Consider the following 20695-nt stretch of genomic DNA (forward strand, 5'->3'; position numbering starts at 1 on the left):
TTTTTTTGAAACTTTAAACTGTCCTATTCGTTATGTAAACATGAAGATGAATAGAATAGCCTCGGTGCTCCGATTCTTTTCGGTAAACTCAAACCATGTAGGCAGCAAATTCATGCCATGTGTTGTTCATTTCTTGTTTTAACAACACCGCATCTGACGCAAGCCATCTGACATTCACTACTTTTCCCTCAATTAACGAGGCACCCACTTTAATATTCGCAAACCGTTGAAGTCTTTCATTCAATTCCCTGATGTCGAGCCGATCTAACGTAGGAGACACAAACCACATTGATCCTACATATAAATGATCCTCAAGCAAGCCAAGTTGTCTTAAATCAGTGCGTTCCGGTGAAAACAAGAGGGGATCATAAATTAAACAATCGTCTTCCATCCAGACTTGAAAATTCATTTTCACATCGCTATATTCAAATTTTTCTCCACGCTTATCGCGACCTGGGGACAGAATTTCTCCCCAAAGAAGTGTTGCGTCTTGTGCCATATTAATGACCGTTTTACTAAGAAACTTTGATTTGTGAAAAGGAATAACTGATTCTGTTTTCCACGCAAGACTTGATTTCGAACCCATGGAAATATCAATGTTTTGCGAACTCCACATACCATTATATGCGGGATAGACTACTGTTGCGGATTGCGGAATGAGACAGACATCTGCATTTTCCTTAATATCAATTCGGAACTCATTTTGGTCACCTTCCATAAGGCCACCCGATGACTCCATCATGTATACTGTCGCCTCAGACGGATTGGCGGTATTAAGGTACAATGTCCGACTAGCCTTAAGAGGTGGACTCTGATAACTATTCGTCATAATTGTTTTATCCCTAATTTTCGCAAATTCCAATGATAAGCGACCATTATGACTTAATAGCTTAGTTGGATTTTCTTGCAGATTCATCAGCTACACCTTCTAGCAATAAATCAGATTTGATCCATGCAATAACTTTATCTAGACCTACTTTTGTCTTAACGTCTGCAAACACAAATGGACCCTCGCCTCTTGCCTTTTTAGTATCGCTCATCATCTCGTCAAGATCCACGCCAACATATGGAGCAAGTTCGGTTTTATTTACGACTAGAAAATCGGAACGAGTAACACCAGGGCCACCCTTTCTAGGAATGTCGCCACCTGCTGCAACGTCGATAACATAAATAAATGCATCAACTAATTCAGGACTAAATGTTGCCGAAAGGTTGTCGCCGCCACTTTCTACAAAGATGAGATCCAGATTTTCAAAACGTTGTTTCATTTCATCGATTGCTTCGAAATTCATTGAAGCATCCTCACGTATCGCAGTGTGTGGGCAGCCTCCCGTTTCAACACCGATGATACGATCTGGTTCAAGTATATTCTGATTAATCAAGTAATCAGCATCTTCTCTTGTATAAATATCATTTGTAATAACACCGATGCTGTATTCATCCTTTAATGCTTCTGTAAGTACTTTGATGAGTGTTGTTTTACCCGAACCAACGGGTCCACCGAAACCAAGGTGTATTGTTCTCATTTTTTTAATCCCCTCGCATACATAATAAATAGTTTATTAATCCAGCCTATTTCATAAACACTAATCTTTTGAATCACCACAAAATATAAGCATAAACACCTATATCAAGAGTACAATCAAGGGCCAAACTCTAATAATTCCAAAATGAAAAAGGGAGCGGCGTCCCTTTTTATAGATCGAGATGAATTGTTTGATTAGCTATGAGTCCGTTTGATATCAAGGCGAGATTGTTTGAACAGTGACAAGCCCTTCAGTAACAATCATGCCTCAGCGCGATTTTATTCGAGGCTTTTCGACAAAATCCGCCTTGATAACAGAACAGAACATCCGATTTTTCTTAACACGGTGCCACAAGCATTTCACGACATAAATAATCGAGAGTACAGAAATTCATGCTTCATTGACGCAATTTCAAGTGAGATTGAATTATTATCAAGATCTTCTATGCCCAAATCCATCACGAGCCTTGCTGTTTCTTGAATAACTGGTAACAAAGAAAATGTAGTTTTTACACCACTTGTCTGCCCAAAAGGAACAGCGCGAACAGCATTTTGAATGAGCGATGAAATAGATGAGTAAATAAATGTCTCAACCGACATTTGAACATCCACACCTAACATTGCAGTATATATACCGTATACGACGGAATAATGCCCTCTGACTTCTTTGTTTTTAAATTTTTCATTCCAAACTGCAAGTAACTCTTCATCATTTAGTGGGGATACCGTTCGTAGAAATTGACGCCCCATCATCGCGCTACCCTTTCTGGTTTCCGGGGATAACTTGATGCCGTGGCATATCTTTTCTAGTTCGATAAGTCCTTGTATGTCATTATTTCTCGCAAGATGATGAGCTTCCTTAACAATAATGGCATCTGTTGAGGCTAGATTTTGCCGGATATACATATTGCAAAATTCCCATAAATCATCTTCAGTACGAATGACATTTTCTTGAATATATGTTTCCATTCCAAAAGAGTGTGCAAAACTGCCCGTCGGAAATGCAGTGTCATTTATTTGAATAAGATGCAGCAATAACGAATCAGTGCTGATGACCTTTGTACTTAAACGGCTCTTTGAATCTTCGCTCTGCTTGTTCATAAGTAACCCCCACTTCATCCATTAACCTCTCAAGCGTGTGATCATAGCGGACGAGAATCTCATCATCTTCTATAATACATGGGGTGTGGCGGTTACCAATTTCAAATGCCATTTTCCCCATTTCACGCATCGTCTTCGGCTTAATGACATATGCCTTTTCTAGCTCTGTTCGAATGGCAATTAGAGTGGTTTCATCTTCATACAATACGTCCCCATATTTAAGAGTACCGCTACTTTCAAGCGATAAGGCAACGTCCGTACCGTTTTCCGTTTGCTTACGCAAAATTCTCTTGTTCAACTCTTCCCATTCTAACTCAAGCCAATCAATATTCTTGCTTGATGATTTAAAATCGTCGAGGTTTCCTACTATCTTCGTAATAACCATGTCCTTGACCTCCTTGAAATCTATCCAATATCATCTAAAAAGAGTACTGAACTCTACAAAAAGACTTATCAATTAAAACAGGAAATACCTCTGAGCCATTGCAAGTTTTTCGAGCGGTTCACATTGGATAAGTACTCCGTCCACCTTAACTTCATATGTTTCTGGATCGATGTCAATATCCGGTGTCTTGTCATTCAACTTCATATCAAGCTTGCTTATGTTACGACAATTTTTCACCATACCGATGCGTCGCTTCAAACCTAGTTTCTCAGGTACACCCTTCTCAATCGAGCTCCTCGACATAAATGTAATGTTTGTCTCATGAATGGCAGTTCCGCGAGCACCATACATTGGACGGAACATAACCGGCTGTGGTGTTGGGATTGAAGCACCCGGATCACCAAGCTGTGCGTAAGCAATCATGCCACCTTTGATAATTCTATCGGCTTTCACACCAAAGAATTTTGGTTCCCAGATAACAATATCAGCAAACTTACCTTCTTCAATCGAACCAACCTCATGTGAGATTCCTTGTGCAATTGCAGGGTTAATCGTATATTTCGCTATATAGCGTTTAACACGTAGATTATCTGATCCTTCTTTTTCGCCTTCTAATGGGCCGCGTTGTTTTTTCATCTTGTCCGCAGTTTGCCATGTTCTAAGAGCCATTTCTCCGATTCGTCCCATTGCAAGTGAATCTGATGACATCATGCTTATTACACCCATGTCATGTAAGATATCTTCAGCCGCAATCGTTTCTGGACGGATTCTTGAATCCGCAAATGCAACATCTTCAGGCACATTGTGACTTAGGTGATGACAAACCATAAGCATATCTAAATGCTCATCAATTGTATTAACTGTGAACGGTCTTGTTGGATTCGTTGATGATGGTAGTACGTTTGGCAAACCAGCCATTTTCATAATATCCGGAGCATGTCCGCCCCCTGCGCCTTCAACGTGGAACGAGTGAATAATACGTCCATCAATTGCATTAATTGTATCTTCGACGAATCCAGCTTCATTCAAGGTATCTGAGTGAATCGCTATTTGAACGTCTGCCTCATCGGCTGCTTGAAGACTATAGTCAATCGATGCTGGTGATGATCCCCAATCCTCATGAATTTTAAGACCAACAGCACCTGCATCAATTTGTTCCATAAGAGGAGCAAGATTCGATGCGTGACCTTTTCCTAAAATCCCGATATTTACCGGTAAGTTTTCCGCTGCTTTTAACATCATTTCGATATTCCAAGGTCCTGGCGTGACAGTTGTTGCTTTAGAACCTTCAGCCGGTCCAGTTCCACCACCGAACAAAGTCGTAGTTCCATTAGATAAACCCGCTTCTATCTGATCTGGTTCAATGAAATGCACGTGAGTATCAATTCCACCAGCTGTAATAATTTTGCCCTCACCAGAAATTACTTCAGTAGCTACGCCGGCAATCATGTTCGGAGTAACTCCATCCATAATATCCGGGTTTCCACCTTTACCAATGCCAATAATGTAACCGTCTTTCACACCAATATCTGCTTTATAAATACCTGTGTAATCAACAATAAGCGCATTTGTAATTAGAAGATCCAGAACATTTTCATCTCGGGTATATGTACCGTTTTGCCCCATACCTTCACGCAAAACTTTACCTCCACCAAAGGTAATTTCTTCTCCATAGACGGTGTAGTCTTTCTCTACTTCTACCCACAGATCCGTATCAGCAAGACGAACCCTGTCTCCAACAGTCGGACCGTAGTTGTCCACGTACTGTTTTCTATTGTATTTCATCTATTACTCCACTCCTTTAAAACCTAATTTTTGTACTCTTTCCATAATCTCTTCTTTATTGTCAACTGAACCATTAGTTAAATTCGATAGTCCGAAAACTTCTCGATTGCCACCGAGTTCTGTCAATTCAATTTCCATCTCTTGGCCTGGTTCAAAACGAACTGCAGTACCCGCGGGGATATTTAATCTTCTGCCAATTCCTTCTTCACGATCAAATGAAAGCTGGCGATTCACTTCGACAAAATGAATGTGCGAACCTACCTGTATCGGACGATCCCCTGTATTTGACACTCGAAGCATTGTTTTCTTGCTGCCTGCGTTAAGTTCTATATCCGTCTCTGCCAATCGGTATTCACCGGGTACGATATAATTATTTTTTTCACTTTGATTACTCATTTTATACAAGCCTCCTGTTCCAATTTACAAATAGATTTCGATACGGTTCCTTAAAATATCGGATTATGAACGGTTACAAGCTTCGTCCCATCTGGAAAAGTTGCCTCCATTTGGATATCGCTAATCATTTCGGGAACACCTTCCATAACATCGTCTCTTGACAATACATGTCTTCCTTCTTGCATTAAGTCAGCGACTCTCTTTCCGTCACGTGCTCCTTCCATTATGAAACTGGAAATAATAGCCACAGCCTCCGGATAATTTAACTTAAGACCTCTTGCTTTTCGCTTCAAAGCTAATTCACTTGCTAGAAAAATGTGCAGTTTTTCCTTCTCAACTAGGTTTAAATGCATTCTTTATCCTCCTACTCTCACATACCTCTATACGGCGTATGTCTTTGAATTTTAATTCCACTTGAATCATACAATGGATCCTTCGGTAATTCAATGATATCTAAGTGTCAAATCATCTTTGATACCTGTTTGTTGAAAATTGGACATACATCAACTTATCATACCCCATGTGAAATGTCATATACATTATATATGAATAACTCGGTGGCATAGTCTTTGAATGAGAGACGCATCATGACTGACAATGAGTATGCCTATTTCTCTCTTTTTTGCAATTTCTAAAACAGCATGCCAAATTTGAGCCTGTGTAATGGCATCAAGCATCGTCGTCATTTCATCAGCAATTAAAAAACGAGTTTTTGGTCCATGTGCCCTTGCAACACAAAACCTTTGCAACTCACCTCCAGACAATTCATTAGGCCAACGTGCGAGCCATTCCTGTTCAATCCCTAATGTATCTAAGAGTTCTTGATCCGCATGCCATCCTTCATTTAGAACTTTCTTCATTTTCCAACGCGGATTTACTGCTTTTTCAGGATGTTGAAAAACCAATTGTACAGGATTATACCCTTTCTTTGGAATCGTTAAACCGCTTACGGAAATTTCACCTTCCAAAGGTTTTTCAAGCCCCGCTAATATTCGACAAAGGGTTGTTTTCCCGCGTCCACTTGGTCCACTAAGTCCAACAATTTCACCGGGCTCCAAAGAAAAGTTTAATCCCCGGAACAACCAAGGTCCATTCCCATATCGAAATCCGATGTTTTTCGCTTCAAGTCGCATGGATACACCTCACCATTCCATTACGGAGTTTGCGCATTTTTGGCTGCGCTTCACTACATTCAGAGGTTGCCATATGACAACGTGGCGCAAACAAACAACCTGGGGGTAGTGCACTCGGTTGTGGTTGTGAACCTAGAATAGGAGTAAAATCATTTTGCGGCAATGCATTCCATAATGCTTTACTATAGGGATGTCGCAATGCTCTACCGTCACCAGTGAAGTCCCGAACAGATGCTACCTCAACTGTTGTCCCTGCATAAAACACAGCAATCTTATCTGCAATTGTTAGAGCGGATTCAATATCATGTGTAATAAACATAACTGTATGCCCATTGTCTGCAAATTCTCTGAAGTTTTTTAATGCTTCTTTAATAACAACCGGATCCAATCCTGGTGTCGGTTCATCGGCAATAATTAACTGAGCGCTACTTACAATAGCGGTGGATAATAGCACTCTACGTGCCATACCACCAGAAAGTTGAAATGGAAGCATTTTCTCAACTTCATTATTTAGGTGAAGACGATCAAATACTTCCCGTTGTGCCTTAATTGGATTTCCATCTTTCACTGAAGTACGAACCTGTTTGCCTACGCGCATTAACGGATCTAGATAATTGACGGATTGTGGAATCAAGACAATTTCCTTACCACGTAATTTCGCTTGCCGTTCTGCAGTAAGTATTTCATCCGCATACTTAATTGTCCCGCTCATATTTGCATTGCTCGGGAGTATCCCCAAAATCGCATGGGCTAGTAAACTTTTCCCCGAACCACTTGCTCCAACAATTGCTAGTATTTCTCCTTTTTCGAGACTAACATCTAAACTGGATATGACATTCAATTCTTTTTGTTTTAAACCGCCTATATATTGGTTGAAAGAAATCGACAAATCTTTCACATCAAGAATCGGCATCTACTCCACTCCTTTCTTCGAATCTGCCAAAAGTATAAAACGAACCTCTATGATTACTCATTTGCACTACTAGGATCTATGAATCTTCTAAGATTTTCTCCAATCGTATCAAATGTCCTGACGACTAATAGTAGGGCTAAACCTGGGAAAAAGGCGAGCCACCACATTCCTGAAGATAAATACTTCATAGATTCAGACAAAATAATCCCAATCGCTGGTTCGTGGGGTGACAGACCCAAGCCCAAAAAGGTGACAGCCGCTTCGTGTAATATGACATGTGGAAACAACAGCATAAAACCAATTAAAACTTGCGGCAAAATATGCGGCAAAATATGATTGACGGCAATCCACCAACGGGGTTTACCCATCTGTAGAGAAACCTGAACATATTCTGCTGAGCGTATTTGCATAACTTCCGCTCTTACTACCCGAGCAAGACTTGGCCAATGCGTTAGCGTTAAACCTATTAATATCCCCTTAAACCCTCCACCAAACATAAAGGCGATTAAAATCAGTGTAACGAGGTGGGGAACGCTTAGGAAAAGATCAATCAACCAGGATATAAACTGGTCAGCTCTTTTCCCCAATGTCGCTGCAGCCATACCAAGAACCAAAGCTATTGATGCACTACCAATGGCTCCGAGTAATCCAACACCAATACTTAAAGACAGCCCCATAATTGTTCTTGCAAACATATCCCTTCCCAACCAATCCGTTCCAAACAAATGCGCTAGTGATGGGGACAAATTTCGGGCGTTCAAGTTTGTTGCAATTCTACTTTCATCAATAAAGATGCCACCTAAGATAATACTCAGTAAAAATACAGTTGAAATTACGATTGTTAGAATTGTAGCCTGTCTGCGATTAATCGTAAAACGTTTCTTTCTAATTTCCTTACTTTCCACTTCGTGGACTGGAGTCATATTGTTCCACTCTCCTTTGTCCTTGGATCAACTATATAATAAATTAAATCCGCAATTAAATTACCCGCGAAAACAAAGATTGTAGTAAAAATCACGATTCCCAATAAAAGCGGAACATCTCCCCTTAGTCCAGCATCCACTGTAGCTTGCCCAAGACCTGGATATGAAAACACTTGCTCAGCCAGGATTGCACCACCGAATAATTCACCAAATCCAGCAAATTGTAATGTGATTGCAGGCAAAGCTATATTCCGTAATCCATGTCTCCAAAACAGGAGAAAACCACTTTCACCCCTTGCTCTTGCAAACAATATATACTCACTCGCAAGCACATCAATAAGTTTTTGGCGCGTATGTAACGCTACATTCGCAACTCCAAGAATACTTAATGTGATTGCCGGAAGTATGAGATGCTTAATCCGATCCATAAGCGTTACATCTTCCGCAAGTACACCCGCTGGGACCCCTAAACCAATTGGAAACCAACCCAACCACACCGAAAACACAAGCAACATAAGCAGCCCCATCCAAAAAGTAGGCGTAGATGCCAGTGTAAAACAGTACCACTTAATAACCCGATCAATCCATGTTCCTTTCTTCATTGCAGAGATAACTCCAAGTATAAAACCGATAATTGTCGATAAGACCCAGGCAGTTAACATAAGGACAATTGAATTCAAAAATCGTTCACCTAAAATTTCGGCTACTGGACGACGGTAGATCATAGAAGTTCCTAAATCACCCGAAAGTACTGCGGAACCCCAATTTGTAAACTGTACAAACACAGGTTTATCGAGCCCCCAATACTCCGCTATCTGTTGACGTTGTTCAGGGCTTACATTTAACATATCCGCCCCAATATATGCTTGAATCGGATCAATTGGAGAGTTTTTCATTAGCAAAAATGAAATAAAACATATAGCAATTAATAGCGTTAGCATTCTGATAATCCTAAATAGAATAAAGCGAATCGTTTTCGGCACTTTACTTACTCCATTTCCAATCAGCAATATTATCTGTTGCAGGCCAACCATGTCCGTGTACGTGGAGTCTTTGTTCTCCAATATCAAGATCATTTTTCATTAAATATAAGTGGTCAATATTTACCAACCATGTCCATGCCACATCACCTTTTCCACTAAAACCAGTTGTTCCATCCCATTGCGCCTTTTTCCAAAATTCAATTGCCTCTTCTTCACTTTTCGCTTGAATGGCTTGTTTAAAGTATCCATCAACTGTTTCATTACTATAAAATCCGGTGTTATTATATTCAACTCCACCATTTTCACTAGCGTATATACTGTACATCTCAAATGGATTATGACTTCCCCAACCCATTAAAACGGCTTCAGAATGCATTTTGTTACCAATAATATCCCAACTTGCTCCTTCTACTTTTATATTAATACCAATTGGTTTAATCATATCTGCCACTGTAATTGCAAGCGATTGTCTAATTGTGTCTTCCGCAGGATAGTAAAGTGTAAATTCAGCATTCAAGGAGTCTTTCTCAAGAATTCCATCGCCATCTGTATCTTCCCAACCAGCATCTTTCAATAATTTACGCGCACCCTCTAAATCTGCATCTTCAATAACTGTTTCCGGATTCCACCACGGAAGTCCGTCTACTGATGTATAAGCCGGCGAACCATAGCCCTCTACTACACCATCAATTAAAGCTGCTCGGTCGACTGCAATATCAATTGCCTGTCGAATAGCAAGATCAGCTGTTACATCATTACCGATTGGTAGTCCATCTTCAGTAAAACCACCTGATTTTATGTAAGGATAGGCAATTCCACGATTATCTACTGTCTCGACTGCCTCAAGTTTCATGCCAGATATTTTCTGATTACTAAAAGTGGCCGGTATATAAGTTAAATCAACCGTACCCGCTTGAGCAGCAGCAAATGCAGCATCTTCATTTAAATATAGAAAAGTTAATTTTTTAAAATAAGGTACTTTATCGTAATACTCTGGATTCACCTTGACAATGAGCTGCTGCCCTCTGTCCCACTGCACAAGCTGGTAGGGTCCTGAACCTATAGGTTTTTCAGCGTAATCTTCATCATAAGCATGCTTAGGGACAATACCCGTTGCAGTCAGTGTATTAATAAAAGACGATTGTACTTCTTTAAGTGTAAATATTACAGTTGTATCATCAAGTGCTTCAATTTCATCTAAAATATTTAAGTCTACAACGGATCCATTTTCAGTTGCCGTGTCAAATGTGAATTTCACATCTGCTGCAGTTAAAGGCTCACCATCTGAAAACTTTACATCATCACGTAATTTTACAGTCCAAACCTTGCCATCCTCACTGACTTCATAACTTATTGCAAGATCATTTACGATGTTAAGTTGATCATCTCTTTTAAATAATGTACTTTGGAAAAGGGGTGAACCATAACGGCCCCAACCTGTTGTTGGATCAAATCCCGCTTCAGGTTCAGATCCTAGCGCCAGTATGAGCTCATCTTTTTTCTCGGCATCCTCTGTGCCTTTTTCAATGGACTTAGTTGAAGAACAACCCGCCAACATAACGGATAATATTAAAATTATTAATCCACTGACACTTAAAAGTTTCTTTCTCATCTCTTATCTCCCCTTTGTAGGTTCACTAATATTAAACCTGCTCTATCGGTGCTACTGTGAAATTTCCATAGTCAACACCTTTTAAACTTGTTAACCGGTGACTAAGTTCCCTGATATCCTTTACCTTCCCTTTTACAACAATCAGTTCAAGACAACTACCTTGATCTAAATGAAAATGTGTTGTTGCGAGGATTAAATCATGCCTTTCATGTTGAATTTCCGTCATTTCTTCGAGCAGATTTCGACGATGATGGTTATAGAATAATAGAATACTTCCAGCAATCATTTGTTCGCTGTCTTCATATGATTGCTGAACAATTGCCTCGCGAACAAGATCCCGAACCGCTTCAGAACGGTTCTCATATCCCTTCAATGTCACCAATTGGTCAAACTTCCGAAGTAAACTTCCTTCCATAGAAACACTAAATCTTTTCAACATTGAATCCTGCATATAAAACCCACCTTTTTTTACACGCCAAACGTGTTACGATTGTACGAATTCGTAACACGCACATGCGTGTTTAGTGACCGACTTATAATTTAGAACCCTAAAAAGGCCCTATTAAAACAGCTTTTCTACTGGGATAAAAAAACTATACATCAGTATACTACCTTTTGCAAACAATTATTCAAGTGTAATGAAGGGTGCCCACTAGCGTTGCATAAAAACCAGCAGGACTCGTATATTCAGTATTTCACCATACGTATTCGATGAAGAATATCAAAAACGGAATCATATCTTCGTAAATGGGAGATGAATCTCTACCTTTAATAACCACTTATTAAAGAAACGGAACAGCCCATACTGCTCTCGATTACATCCCTAAAAACAACTTCATTTTCAGTAAAACTTTTTCAGTCACCACGTGGTTTTCCAAATTCGACATCATACCTGTAAGGACTGGTTTCCTGTACTCTTGTAGCGATAGCTCTAGTTGTATGACATCTAAGCTGACTAATAAATCATCATCCGTAATCTCTAGTTTTAACAACTCAATATCTTTTATAAGCATCTTGGTAGTAATCAATAGGTCACTTCCCACCCTATTGTAGCCTACTAACTGTTCACTTTTTAAGAATGGTTCCGATAAGCCCATGACCAATGAATCAGTTCGCTCCACTATAAATCTCGCTAGGCCATCATAATCCAATACATCTTTATTGAATACAATAATTTCAATATAGCCTTTAACTACGCCGCTTAACAAAACAAGAAGGTCTGGCATGTGTTGCTGTATCTCTTCCCCATACACGTCAATTAGTAGATTTTCTTGCATCTCATATGTTTTTTGTCGCATTTCATTTACGATTCCCATCATTTCTTTATTGATTGGATTTGTCTGTTCCCTCATATGCATAAGTATAAAATCAGAATAACGTGCAATTTCTTCAAATTGAATACTAAAAAACAGCACTAATCTTTCTTTGGAATTGACCTTGTAGTCACTTATACCACTCATTCGGTTCATTAGTTTGCTGCTAAAATACTCAAATATCGAAAATAGAAGACTGTCTTTAGATTTAAATGAAAGATAAAAAGCACCCTTAGATATGCCGCATGCATCTGTAATATCTTGAACGGACGTTGCATTGAAACCATTTTCAGCAAAAAGTTCTGATGCCTTTTCGATAATAAGTATTTTTCTTTTCGTCAAAATCAGCACCCCCTCTAATAGTTGGAAAACCTGTATTACTCGAAACCTGGGTGACCAGTCAATTACAACAATAAAGCATTCATTCATACTACTAAAAATCAATATGTGGTGGAAATAAGGATCAACCTATATTGTATACTTTATAGCATACTTGTCTATATAATGACGTTAATAATGCCTATATAGAAAAATTGCGTTTTCAATGATTGATTACAATTGACACGTGACTGACTGGTCAGTTATTATAATGAAGTACTAGAAACATTTAATGGTAAGATATGGAGGCGTTTATGGTATCGTTTGTAAGTTTATGTAAGTATTTTCTATTTATTCAATTTTACTTTCACTAGATAGCTAAACAGTAGACAAATTAATCTATTATGTATAGCAGATGACTGACTGGTTAGTTCCTATAATAAAACACCTGAACCATTTGGTCAAAAATAAAACTTTGGAGGTACTTTATGAAATCGCTTGTAAACTTTGTAATGAAAAACAAGCTGGCTGTTTGGCTTCTTACGTTCATTATAACGGCAGCTGGTCTTTATTCTTCAACACAGATGAAATTGGAAACAATACCGGATATTACAATTCCAATCGTCAGTGTCACAACCATTTACCCAGGGGCGACACCCAATCAAGTAGCGAAAGACATCTCAGAACCGCTTGAAAAAGCAGTTTCGAGTTTGAACGGTGTCCTTTCAGTTAATTCGACTTCGTATCAAAATGCTTCGTCTCTCCAAATCGAATTTGATTATGGAACGGATATGGATAAAGCAGAAAGTGAAGTAGAAGATGCGTTATCAAACATTCGTCTGCCGGATACAGCGATGGATCCGGATGTTGGAAGAATTAGCATTAACGCATTTCCAATTCTTGCAATAAGCGTTTCCGATAATAAAGCAAGTCTTGAAGAGTTAACAAAAAAAGTAGTTGATTCATTAATTCCTAGTATCGAAGCAATCGAAGGGGTTTCAAGTGCTACCGCCTCCGGACAACAAATTGAAGAAATCACTTTAACCTTCGATAAAGAAAAAATGACATCACTAAATTTAGATGAAAACACGGTCAAGATGATTGTAAAAGGGTCTGACGTTACAATGCCCCTAGGCTTATTCCAATTTGGTGATGAGGAACAATCCGTCGTCGTTGATGGAAATATTACGACGATTGAAGATTTAAATAACATTTTAATTCCAGTCATGCCTTCAGAAACTCCTGGTCTGGGTGGAATGGGCAGTGAGATACCTCCTACTGAACAAGGTGCCGAACTCCCAACTGTTACTTTAGGGGAAATCGCAAAGATTGAACTTATTGGAAAAGCCGAATCTATTTCAAGAACAAACGGCGAAGAAGCGATTGCTCTTCAAATTGTGAAGACACAACAAACGAATACAGTTGATGTCGTAAACGCTGTGAAAAAAAATGTCGAACAATTTGAGAAAGAAAATGACGGTGTAACAATTGCCACGACGCTTGACCAAGGTGAACCGATTGAGCAATCCGTTAATACGATGTTAAGCAAAGCCCTTTTCGGCGCACTTTTTGCTGTACTTATCATCATGTTATTCCTTCGCAATTTTAGATCAACAATCATTGCAATTGTTTCGATTCCGATGTCGTTGCTCATTGCAATCATTTTCTTGAATATGATGGATATTACGTTAAATATGATGACACTCGGTGCAATGACCGTCGCAATCGGTCGCGTAATCGATGATTCAATTGTCGTTGTTGAAAACATTTTCAGGCGAATGAACTTAGCCACTGAGAAATTACAAGGAAGGGCACTTGTACGAGAAGCAACGCTACAAATGTTTAAACCAATTACATCGTCTACGCTCGTTACAGTTGCAGTATTCCTTCCCATCGGGTTAGTTGGTGGAATGGTTGGAGAATTGTTCATGCCATTCGCACTTACAATTTCATTTGCACTGCTCGCATCCTTATTAGTAGCAGTTACAATTGTACCGATGCTTGCACATTCATTATTTAAAAAGCAACTTTATTCAAAAGGAAGTGGCCAAAAAGAACAAAAAGGAAAAATGGCTGCCTCATATGAAAAAATATTAAACTGGACTTTAAATCATAAGTTAATTACGACAGTGATCTCCATCGCGCTGCTCGCCGGAAGCCTGTTTTTAATCCCAGTTATCGGTGTAAGCTTCCTACCAGATGAAGAACAAAAAATGATGTATGTTACGTATACACCTGAACCGGGTGAGACACTTGATTCAGTGAATAAAAGTATTGAAAAAGCCGAAGCCTATTTAATGGATTTAAAAGATGTTGATATAATTCAAGTCTCTCTTGGTGGCGGTAATCCTATGATGCCAGGTTCATCCAATGGGGCTCTTATGTTCATCACATTCGATCCCGATACGAAAGAGTTTGCAAAAGTAACGGAAGATACAGAGAAAGGTCTTCTGGACTTATCAACTCAAGGCGAATGGAAATCGCAAGACTTCGGTATGGGTGGTTCAAGCAACGCAGTAAGCTATTACGTTTATGGGAACAACATCGACGATATAGAACCTGTTATTTTGGATATCGAAAATATCTTGAAGGATCACGCTGACTTGAAAGACGTAAAAACAAGTCTTGCAAGATCGTATAAAGAATACACTTTAGTAACTGATCAAGAAAAACTGACACAGTCTGGGTTAACAACAGCTCAAATAGGAATGACATTAAACCCTATGAAACAACGAGAAGTGTTAACAAAAATAACGCGCGGCAATGGAACAATCGATGTGTTCATTGAAGAAGAACAAATTGAACATAAGACAATTGATGAGTTGCTAAAAGAAACCGTTCAATCTCCTTTCGGAATGGAAATCCCGATTTCAGAATTTGTGGAAATAAAAGAAGGAACGAGCTCAGATACGGTTTCGCGTAAAAACGGGAAAATTTTCGCAAGTGTATCAGCTACAATAACGGAGAAGAATGTAACAAAAGTATCCTCTGATATTCAGGCTGATATTGATAAATTATCAATTCCTTCTAATATAGATGTAAATACCGCTGGGGTTACGGAAGACATCACTGAGGCATTTACACAACTTGGACTCGCAATGCTTGCTGCGATTGCGATTATATACCTCATTCTTGTCGTAACTTTCGGAGGCGGACTCGCACCATTTGCAGTTCTATTCTCCTTACCATTTACTGTGATTGGCGCATTGGTCGGTTTATTAATCGCTGGCGAGACGATAAGCGTTTCTACAATGATTGGTGTACTTATGCTCATTGGGATTGTCGTGACAAACGCCATCGTCCTAGTTGACCGAATCATTAATATGGAAAAAGAAGGACTTTCAACAAGAGAAGCAATATTAGAAGCTGGGACTACAAGACTTCGTCCAATTCTAATGACAGCACTTGCTACAATTGGAGCTCTTATTCCGCTGGCAGTTGGAGCGGAAGGCAGTGGACTTATTTCCAAAGGACTTGGCGTTACGGTTATCGGAGGGTTAACGAGTTCAACACTACTCACACTAATCTTTGTTCCGATTGTTTATGAGTTCTTTAAAAAGTTCGGTAAAAAGAAAAAAACAGCTTAAGTAAAAAAGTCTATTGAACATACAAGTGAACTGTACCCCGAATCTTGAATTCGGTGTTCAGTTCACTTTTTTATATAGAATTCGCATATGAATTGGACCCTCTATTCCGACCTATGGATCAACCTTTAGATTTATATTCAAATCCAACTAAATGATTCCCTTAAGAAGCAATATGAGCAAAATAGCTAGTGAGTTATTTCAACAATGACTTCATTTTCTAAATAAAAAAAGCCACCCTTTTGACAGGCAGCTGGAACTTCAACGATCGTGCTCATTTGTTTAGTAAATCACTTTATACTATTAGATATAAACATTGATGCATCTTGATTCGCAAAGATTTGATTCCCATGATAGAAGGTCTTAATTTCAGTAGACTTAAAGCCAACTTCGGATAATATATTTTTTAATTCCTTATGCAAAAATCCGCTATGAATTTTAGGATGACTCACTTTATCATTTTTGTCAAAATCAATAATAATTAGCTTGCCCTCATTATTTAAAATGTTAAACAACTTTCGCAAGATTACTTTAGTATCGGGAATATGAAGAAGGACTAGAGACAGTAAGACTATATCTGCCTTAAGTTCAGGATTGTCTTGGGTAAAATCTGAATAAAGTACTTTACAGTTCGTAATTTCTTTTTCGATAATTTTAGCTGCTGCAACCTCTAACACTTGTTTTGATGAATCTACCAACAATATAGATTCTACTAAGTCAGTTAGTTCTAAACTAACTAAACCAGTACCACTCCCATAGTCTAATAAAGTTTTTGATTCACTACCTTGTAATACCGGTCTTACTTCTTCAACAATAACCTTAACTAATTCCATTCGTTTTTCAGTTTCCATATTCCACTCTCCCGTTTTATATAAGGTTTCGTTTTTCCGTGGATTCCGAATAAATATAAACATGTTTCGCCACTCTTATTTTGAATGAGTTCCTGCCATCATGTCCAATAAGAATTAATTTAAGCAAAAAAAAGACCCTACATGTAGGGTCTTTTTTAGCTATTATTAAGCTTTTTGAACGTTTGTAGCTTGTAGGCCACGTTGTCCTTCTTCAATTTCAAATGTTACGCTTTGACCTTCGTCTAAAGATTTGAAACCTTCGCTTTGGATTGCTGAGAAATGTACGAATACGTCTTCCCCTGCTTCACGCTCGATAAATCCAAAACCTTTTTCTGCATTAAACCACTTAACTGTACCTTGTTCCATATATATTGCCTCCTATGTGTGGACATCCACACAATATGTTACTATCCTTGCTCAAATACCTTAGACGAAAAACAAATTCTTTTCTCAATCTGAAAACGAACAAAAATAACTCTTCTTAACAATAACAGATATATGATGTAATAGCAAATAATACGTTTTTCATATCTAATGAAGATATTAATATCTACCTTGTAACATCTATATACCAACTTATTTCAACTCTTAAACCACTGAATTGAATAGGTTAACCTGATTATAAATAGTCTTTCCATTAAATCACTAGCAAACCAATCCATCTCCACCAAGTTACAGCGACAATGATTGTTGCAAGTATTGTAATAAGTGTGGCGTACAAACCAGGTTTCAAAAAGTCTTTCTGTGTAATCATCCCAGTACTATGTGCCAAGATATTCGGCATGGATTCTACGACCAATATATAGCCAAATAAACAAGTTAACCCTGCCGCAAATCCAACTAATAAAGGGTCAATCCCCGCATTCGAAGCCACACTTATAAGTATTGGCACCAGTGTTACAACTGCTGTCGAGACATTTGAAATCATTTTATGGAAAATCTGTGCCGTCACCACAACAACAATAACTGCTGACAACGGATTTTGAAGTAAAGACATAAACCAATCTGCACTCAAATATTCACTAATTGTTTCTGCAGCACCTGATTCGACGAAAGTATACCCCATTGATAAAGTGACACTCAACAATAAGATGGTATTGTAATTTATTTTCACAACACGTTCCCAAGAAGCGACTCCCACTTTTGGCAAAGTCATGAGCACAACTCCTATTAAAGCCGGGATACTTGGGTGCATTCCATGAATTGGCTCAGTTAACCACAAAACGACCAAGAAAATCAAAATAATAAAACATCGGACTTCTTCCCTACTTACAGCGCCTAATTCTTTGAGTCTATCATTCATTTCAGATTCAATTTCAGGAAAGAATTGCTGCTCTTTAGGCAATGGGAACACTTTCAATAGGAGAAGCCATATCGACGGAATTAAGATCAGCCACAAAGGAAATGTATAGAAAAACCATTGAAAATAAGATATTTTAATACCCGCAAAACGATTTAGAAGTTCTACGGTTAAAATATTTCCAATTGCTGCAGTCATGACAGCTGTTCCACTAATAGTACCGCCATAAGCTACACCAAGTACGATCATTTTTCTTAAATTACTTCCAGGTTTTGCATCTATCGTTTCAATAATCATCGTTGAGACCGGTATCATAAGAGCCGAACGAACAGCTGTTGCAGGAATAAAGAATGCTTGAATTTGCTGGATAATGATAATGCTCCCTAATAACCCCTTTGAAGTACTTCCCCATCTTTTCAATATTTTATAGGACATTCTCCTAATCAGAGATGTTTCGTTTACAGCGGTTGCAAGCATCATACCTCCAACAATCAAATAGGTTGCCGGTGAAGAAAATCCACTAAAAACAATAGATGTTTCGGCCACATTAAATATAAGCATTAAGATTAAAATAATGAGTGCAGTTAATCCCATAGGTATTGGTTCAAAGGTCCATAAAATGATTCCAAGAGTAACGATACCAGTCATTATTTTTGCAGTACTCGAAAAAGTATCTGGCAAGAAGAATATCATAACCAAGAAACCTAAAATAGCGAAGGAGAGACTTGTTAAAGTTTTGAAACTTTCATTCTTATATGTTGTCAAAACTCTCAGCCTCCTCAATATCAAACTACCCACAGCATATGTGTTATTCCAATTGTCTGTCAAGTATGCATAGGAGTATTTGCACTTCAAGTTTAATAGAAAGGCTTTTTTCGTATAGATTGTTGTTATATAGAACATAACCTCTTCGAAATCTTATTATCTATAATAAAGTGAGAATAAATATTCTGTAAGGGTGAGATTGAGTTTAAAAGGGACAACGTGGCAATACGGCAAATTATAAAGGAATAGAACACTACCAGATTAAATAAAATGATAACGGAAAGGAAAGAGGTGATTATATGCTAGAAAAGCTTAGAAAAATTAATATGAATGCTGCTGTATTTATGGGGATATGTTTTTACACTTTGACAATCTTAATTCATGTTCTTATTATTATCGACATTATTCCATTTACATGGGTAAATGGTGGACGGTCTGAATCCTTCGCTACCCAGCTACCAATATCTATTATTAATACCATTATTTCTATTATTGGAGGAGTTTTTACGCTAATTGTTGGCGGAAATATATTATATAAATACAAAAAAGGAATAACCGTTATATGTTGGTTTTTTGTAGCACTTTGGTCATTTGGGTTTATACAACAATTGTTAGGAACACCTTTTGAAAAATTGGTTTGTTCGTTAATATTGCTTCTTGGTGTCATTTCGAACTTGCGTATGGCGATTGAAAAAAGATAGCAAAAAAACACTATTCTTTAACAGAGCCTTTATATAAAAAGCAGAACGTTAAAACCTAACGAAGTAACCAATATAACTAATGGGTGCTGGTATGGATGATGCAGGAATTCTTTGTGATAAAGACACTATATCCTTTGATTCCTCAAATAACCTGCCCCTTTAGTTGAACAAAAAGTATTCACCTAAAATCGCTCTGTGATCTTCATGTAAAGCACCCATTAGTAAAATAAGTACATATTTTATTCAGAAAAGGTAACAATACAATTAATTAGTTAAAGTCGTAAAGAGGTGTATTGAAGAAAATGAAAAAAATGTTAATCGTTTTTATACTATTGCTATCCCTTGTTCTTATTACTTCTTTTCAAAAAACAATAGTTTCATCAGCTAAACCAACTCAAAACTTTGAAACAGGAAAAGTATATGCCATTCAGAGAGTTGTAACATCACACATTATATCTGATGAATGGTATGAAAACATTTTTTTAATTGCTGATAAGATTGATAGTATGGCTACTAAGAATTTTACTGTTCAAGTTGGCGGTGGAGTGGACAGCGTTGGCGACGAATTATTATACAACTTTCCAAATTGGTATAATTCTAAGTTTACCCCTAAATTATTTTATAAAGATATTAATGGCGATGGACTAAAAGATGTTATAGTCGCATTGATTTCTGGTGCAGGATCTGGAGTATCTACAAAAGAAATACATGTGTTAAATCAAGTACATGACCCTTATAGAAGATACGAAGAAGTGCCAGTTGAATCCATTAATGATGCAGTCAAAAGACTTGTAAAAATGGAACGAAAAGGAAACAAAATCACAGTTTTAACTGGTAATAAGAAATACTTAATAGACTTTTTAAAGTTTGGTTATCAATCTTCTGATGGCCCTCCTGGAGTAGGCTCAATGGAAGATTATAAACCTGAGAATGGTGTTCTTTATGGTTATACAACAGTGTTTGTAACTATTCCCGAGGCAAGTATAGGTAGTCTGAAGGTTAAATATGCTTGGGATGGAAAAATGTATAAAGCTGAATCCGTTACTTTTAAGAAAGAAGATCCATTTAAACCATCATCCAACCCATCCCGTTAGTCTAAGTGAAACC

20 protein-coding genes are annotated in these 20695 nt (G+C 38.0%); 3 read left to right on the forward strand and 17 right to left on the reverse strand.

Annotation, left to right across the window (positions count from 1 at the left end; genetic code table 11):
- Positions 1-88: 88 nt before the first annotated feature.
- From ACP8HH_RS15900 to ACP8HH_RS15965, 14 genes are all read right to left on the reverse strand, one after another.
- Positions 89-916 carry an urease accessory protein UreD gene (locus ACP8HH_RS15900; RefSeq protein WP_438312970.1) on the reverse strand — a complete coding sequence of 276 codons (828 nt, stop codon included), beginning with the start codon at positions 914-916 and terminating at the stop codon, positions 89-91.
- Positions 891-1526 (reverse strand): urease accessory protein UreG, encoded by a 636-nt coding sequence (ureG, locus tag ACP8HH_RS15905; RefSeq protein WP_438312972.1) that lies wholly within the window; start codon positions 1524-1526, stop codon positions 891-893. Before ureG ends, ACP8HH_RS15900 begins: the two co-directional genes overlap by 26 nt.
- Before the next feature lie 359 nt (positions 1527-1885).
- Positions 1886-2626, reverse strand: a complete 741-nt coding sequence (locus tag ACP8HH_RS15910; protein WP_438312974.1) for an urease accessory protein UreF — start codon at positions 2624-2626, stop codon at positions 1886-1888.
- Positions 2568-3011, reverse strand: coding sequence for an urease accessory protein UreE (locus ACP8HH_RS15915; RefSeq protein WP_438312975.1), 444 nt, complete (start codon positions 3009-3011; stop codon positions 2568-2570). Before ACP8HH_RS15915 ends, ACP8HH_RS15910 begins: the two co-directional genes overlap by 59 nt.
- Positions 3012-3083: 72 nt before the next feature.
- Positions 3084-4796: an urease subunit alpha gene (ureC, locus tag ACP8HH_RS15920; protein ID WP_438312977.1), complete on the reverse strand. Its 1713-nt coding sequence runs from the start codon at positions 4794-4796 to the stop codon at positions 3084-3086.
- A gap of 3 nt (positions 4797-4799) precedes the next feature.
- Positions 4800-5162 carry an urease subunit beta gene (locus ACP8HH_RS15925; RefSeq protein ID WP_438319219.1) on the reverse strand — a complete coding sequence of 121 codons (363 nt, stop codon included), beginning with the start codon at positions 5160-5162 and terminating at the stop codon, positions 4800-4802.
- Between the two features lie 80 nt (positions 5163-5242).
- Entirely contained in the window at positions 5243-5545 is a 303-nt protein-coding gene (ureA, locus tag ACP8HH_RS15930; protein ID WP_438312979.1) for an urease subunit gamma, read from the reverse strand.
- Positions 5546-5731: 186 nt separating this feature from the next.
- The gene (locus ACP8HH_RS15935) at positions 5732-6325 is read right to left on the reverse strand and encodes an ABC transporter ATP-binding protein (protein ID WP_438312980.1); all 594 of its coding nucleotides are present in this window, start codon (positions 6323-6325) and stop codon (positions 5732-5734) included.
- A complete protein-coding gene (locus ACP8HH_RS15940; protein ID WP_438312982.1) occupies positions 6315-7238 on the reverse strand; it encodes an ABC transporter ATP-binding protein in 924 nt (307 codons plus the stop codon). The genes ACP8HH_RS15935 and ACP8HH_RS15940 overlap by 11 nt, the downstream gene beginning before the upstream one ends.
- A 53-nt stretch (positions 7239-7291) precedes the next feature.
- On the reverse strand, positions 7292-8161 hold the full coding sequence (locus ACP8HH_RS15945; RefSeq protein ID WP_438312984.1) for an ABC transporter permease: 870 nt from the start codon (positions 8159-8161) through the stop codon (positions 7292-7294).
- The gene (locus tag ACP8HH_RS15950) at positions 8158-9171 is read right to left on the reverse strand and encodes an ABC transporter permease (protein WP_438319221.1); all 1014 of its coding nucleotides are present in this window, start codon (positions 9169-9171) and stop codon (positions 8158-8160) included. Before ACP8HH_RS15950 ends, ACP8HH_RS15945 begins: the two co-directional genes overlap by 4 nt.
- Positions 9146-10756, reverse strand: coding sequence for an ABC transporter substrate-binding protein (locus ACP8HH_RS15955; protein WP_438312986.1), 1611 nt, complete (start codon positions 10754-10756; stop codon positions 9146-9148). The genes ACP8HH_RS15950 and ACP8HH_RS15955 overlap by 26 nt, the downstream gene beginning before the upstream one ends.
- A gap of 31 nt (positions 10757-10787) precedes the next feature.
- Positions 10788-11207: a nickel-responsive transcriptional regulator NikR gene (nikR, locus tag ACP8HH_RS15960; protein WP_438312987.1), complete on the reverse strand. Its 420-nt coding sequence runs from the start codon at positions 11205-11207 to the stop codon at positions 10788-10790.
- A gap of 364 nt (positions 11208-11571) precedes the next feature.
- The gene (locus ACP8HH_RS15965; protein WP_438312989.1) at positions 11572-12411 is read right to left on the reverse strand and encodes a TetR/AcrR family transcriptional regulator; all 840 of its coding nucleotides are present in this window, start codon (positions 12409-12411) and stop codon (positions 11572-11574) included.
- A gap of 464 nt (positions 12412-12875) precedes the next feature.
- Here ACP8HH_RS15965 and ACP8HH_RS15970 point away from each other — a divergent pair, with 464 nt between their 5' ends.
- Positions 12876-15974 (forward strand): efflux RND transporter permease subunit, encoded by a 3099-nt coding sequence (locus tag ACP8HH_RS15970; RefSeq protein WP_438312990.1) that lies wholly within the window; start codon positions 12876-12878, stop codon positions 15972-15974.
- A 287-nt stretch (positions 15975-16261) separates the two neighbouring features.
- Here ACP8HH_RS15970 and ACP8HH_RS15975 read toward each other — a convergent pair whose 3' ends face one another.
- The 3 genes from ACP8HH_RS15975 to ACP8HH_RS15985 form a co-directional block, all read right to left on the reverse strand.
- A complete protein-coding gene (locus ACP8HH_RS15975; RefSeq protein WP_438312992.1) occupies positions 16262-16822 on the reverse strand; it encodes a class I SAM-dependent methyltransferase in 561 nt (186 codons plus the stop codon).
- A 165-nt stretch (positions 16823-16987) separates the two neighbouring features.
- Positions 16988-17188, reverse strand: a complete 201-nt coding sequence (locus ACP8HH_RS15980; RefSeq protein WP_438312993.1) for a cold-shock protein — start codon at positions 17186-17188, stop codon at positions 16988-16990.
- Positions 17189-17459: 271 nt separating this feature from the next.
- Positions 17460-18887, reverse strand: a complete 1428-nt coding sequence (locus ACP8HH_RS15985) for an SLC13 family permease (protein ID WP_438312995.1) — start codon at positions 18885-18887, stop codon at positions 17460-17462.
- A 299-nt stretch (positions 18888-19186) separates the two neighbouring features.
- Between ACP8HH_RS15985 and ACP8HH_RS15990 the strand changes: the two genes are divergently transcribed.
- Entirely contained in the window at positions 19187-19588 is a 402-nt protein-coding gene (locus tag ACP8HH_RS15990) for a hypothetical protein (protein ID WP_438312996.1), read from the forward strand.
- A 302-nt stretch (positions 19589-19890) separates the two neighbouring features.
- Positions 19891-20682 (forward strand): hypothetical protein, encoded by a 792-nt coding sequence (locus tag ACP8HH_RS15995; protein WP_438312998.1) that lies wholly within the window; start codon positions 19891-19893, stop codon positions 20680-20682.
- Positions 20683-20695 lie beyond the last annotated feature (13 nt).

Source organism: Sporosarcina sp. FA9 (genome assembly GCF_051550205.1).
Classification (GTDB): domain Bacteria; phylum Bacillota; class Bacilli; order Bacillales_A; family Planococcaceae; genus Sporosarcina.

What these genes read in the sequence shown, in the direction of transcription:
- ACP8HH_RS15900 (WP_438312970.1), bottom strand. Translation starts at nt 916, where the DNA reads ATGAATCTGCAAGAAAATCCAACTAAGCTATTAAGTCATAATGGTCGC.
- ureG (WP_438312972.1), bottom strand. Translation starts at nt 1,526, where the DNA reads ATGAGAACAATACACCTTGGTTTCGGTGGACCCGTTGGTTCGGGTAAA.
- ACP8HH_RS15910 (WP_438312974.1), bottom strand. Translation starts at nt 2,626, where the DNA reads ATGAACAAGCAGAGCGAAGATTCAAAGAGCCGTTTAAGTACAAAGGTC.
- ACP8HH_RS15915 (WP_438312975.1), bottom strand. Translation starts at nt 3,011, where the DNA reads ATGGTTATTACGAAGATAGTAGGAAACCTCGACGATTTTAAATCATCA.
- ureC (WP_438312977.1), bottom strand. Translation starts at nt 4,796, where the DNA reads ATGAAATACAATAGAAAACAGTACGTGGACAACTACGGTCCGACTGTT.
- ureA (WP_438312979.1), bottom strand. Translation starts at nt 5,545, where the DNA reads ATGCATTTAAACCTAGTTGAGAAGGAAAAACTGCACATTTTTCTAGCA.
- ACP8HH_RS15935 (WP_438312980.1), bottom strand. Translation starts at nt 6,325, where the DNA reads ATGCGACTTGAAGCGAAAAACATCGGATTTCGATATGGGAATGGACCT.
- ACP8HH_RS15940 (WP_438312982.1), bottom strand. Translation starts at nt 7,238, where the DNA reads ATGCCGATTCTTGATGTGAAAGATTTGTCGATTTCTTTCAACCAATAT.
- ACP8HH_RS15945 (WP_438312984.1), bottom strand. Translation starts at nt 8,161, where the DNA reads ATGACTCCAGTCCACGAAGTGGAAAGTAAGGAAATTAGAAAGAAACGT.
- ACP8HH_RS15955 (WP_438312986.1), bottom strand. Translation starts at nt 10,756, where the DNA reads ATGAGAAAGAAACTTTTAAGTGTCAGTGGATTAATAATTTTAATATTA.
- nikR (WP_438312987.1), bottom strand. Translation starts at nt 11,207, where the DNA reads ATGCAGGATTCAATGTTGAAAAGATTTAGTGTTTCTATGGAAGGAAGT.
- ACP8HH_RS15970 (WP_438312990.1), top strand. Translation starts at nt 12,876, where the DNA reads ATGAAATCGCTTGTAAACTTTGTAATGAAAAACAAGCTGGCTGTTTGG.
- ACP8HH_RS15975 (WP_438312992.1), bottom strand. Translation starts at nt 16,822, where the DNA reads ATGGAAACTGAAAAACGAATGGAATTAGTTAAGGTTATTGTTGAAGAA.
- ACP8HH_RS15980 (WP_438312993.1), bottom strand. Translation starts at nt 17,188, where the DNA reads ATGGAACAAGGTACAGTTAAGTGGTTTAATGCAGAAAAAGGTTTTGGA.
- ACP8HH_RS15990 (WP_438312996.1), top strand. Translation starts at nt 19,187, where the DNA reads ATGCTAGAAAAGCTTAGAAAAATTAATATGAATGCTGCTGTATTTATG.
- ACP8HH_RS15995 (WP_438312998.1), top strand. Translation starts at nt 19,891, where the DNA reads ATGAAAAAAATGTTAATCGTTTTTATACTATTGCTATCCCTTGTTCTT.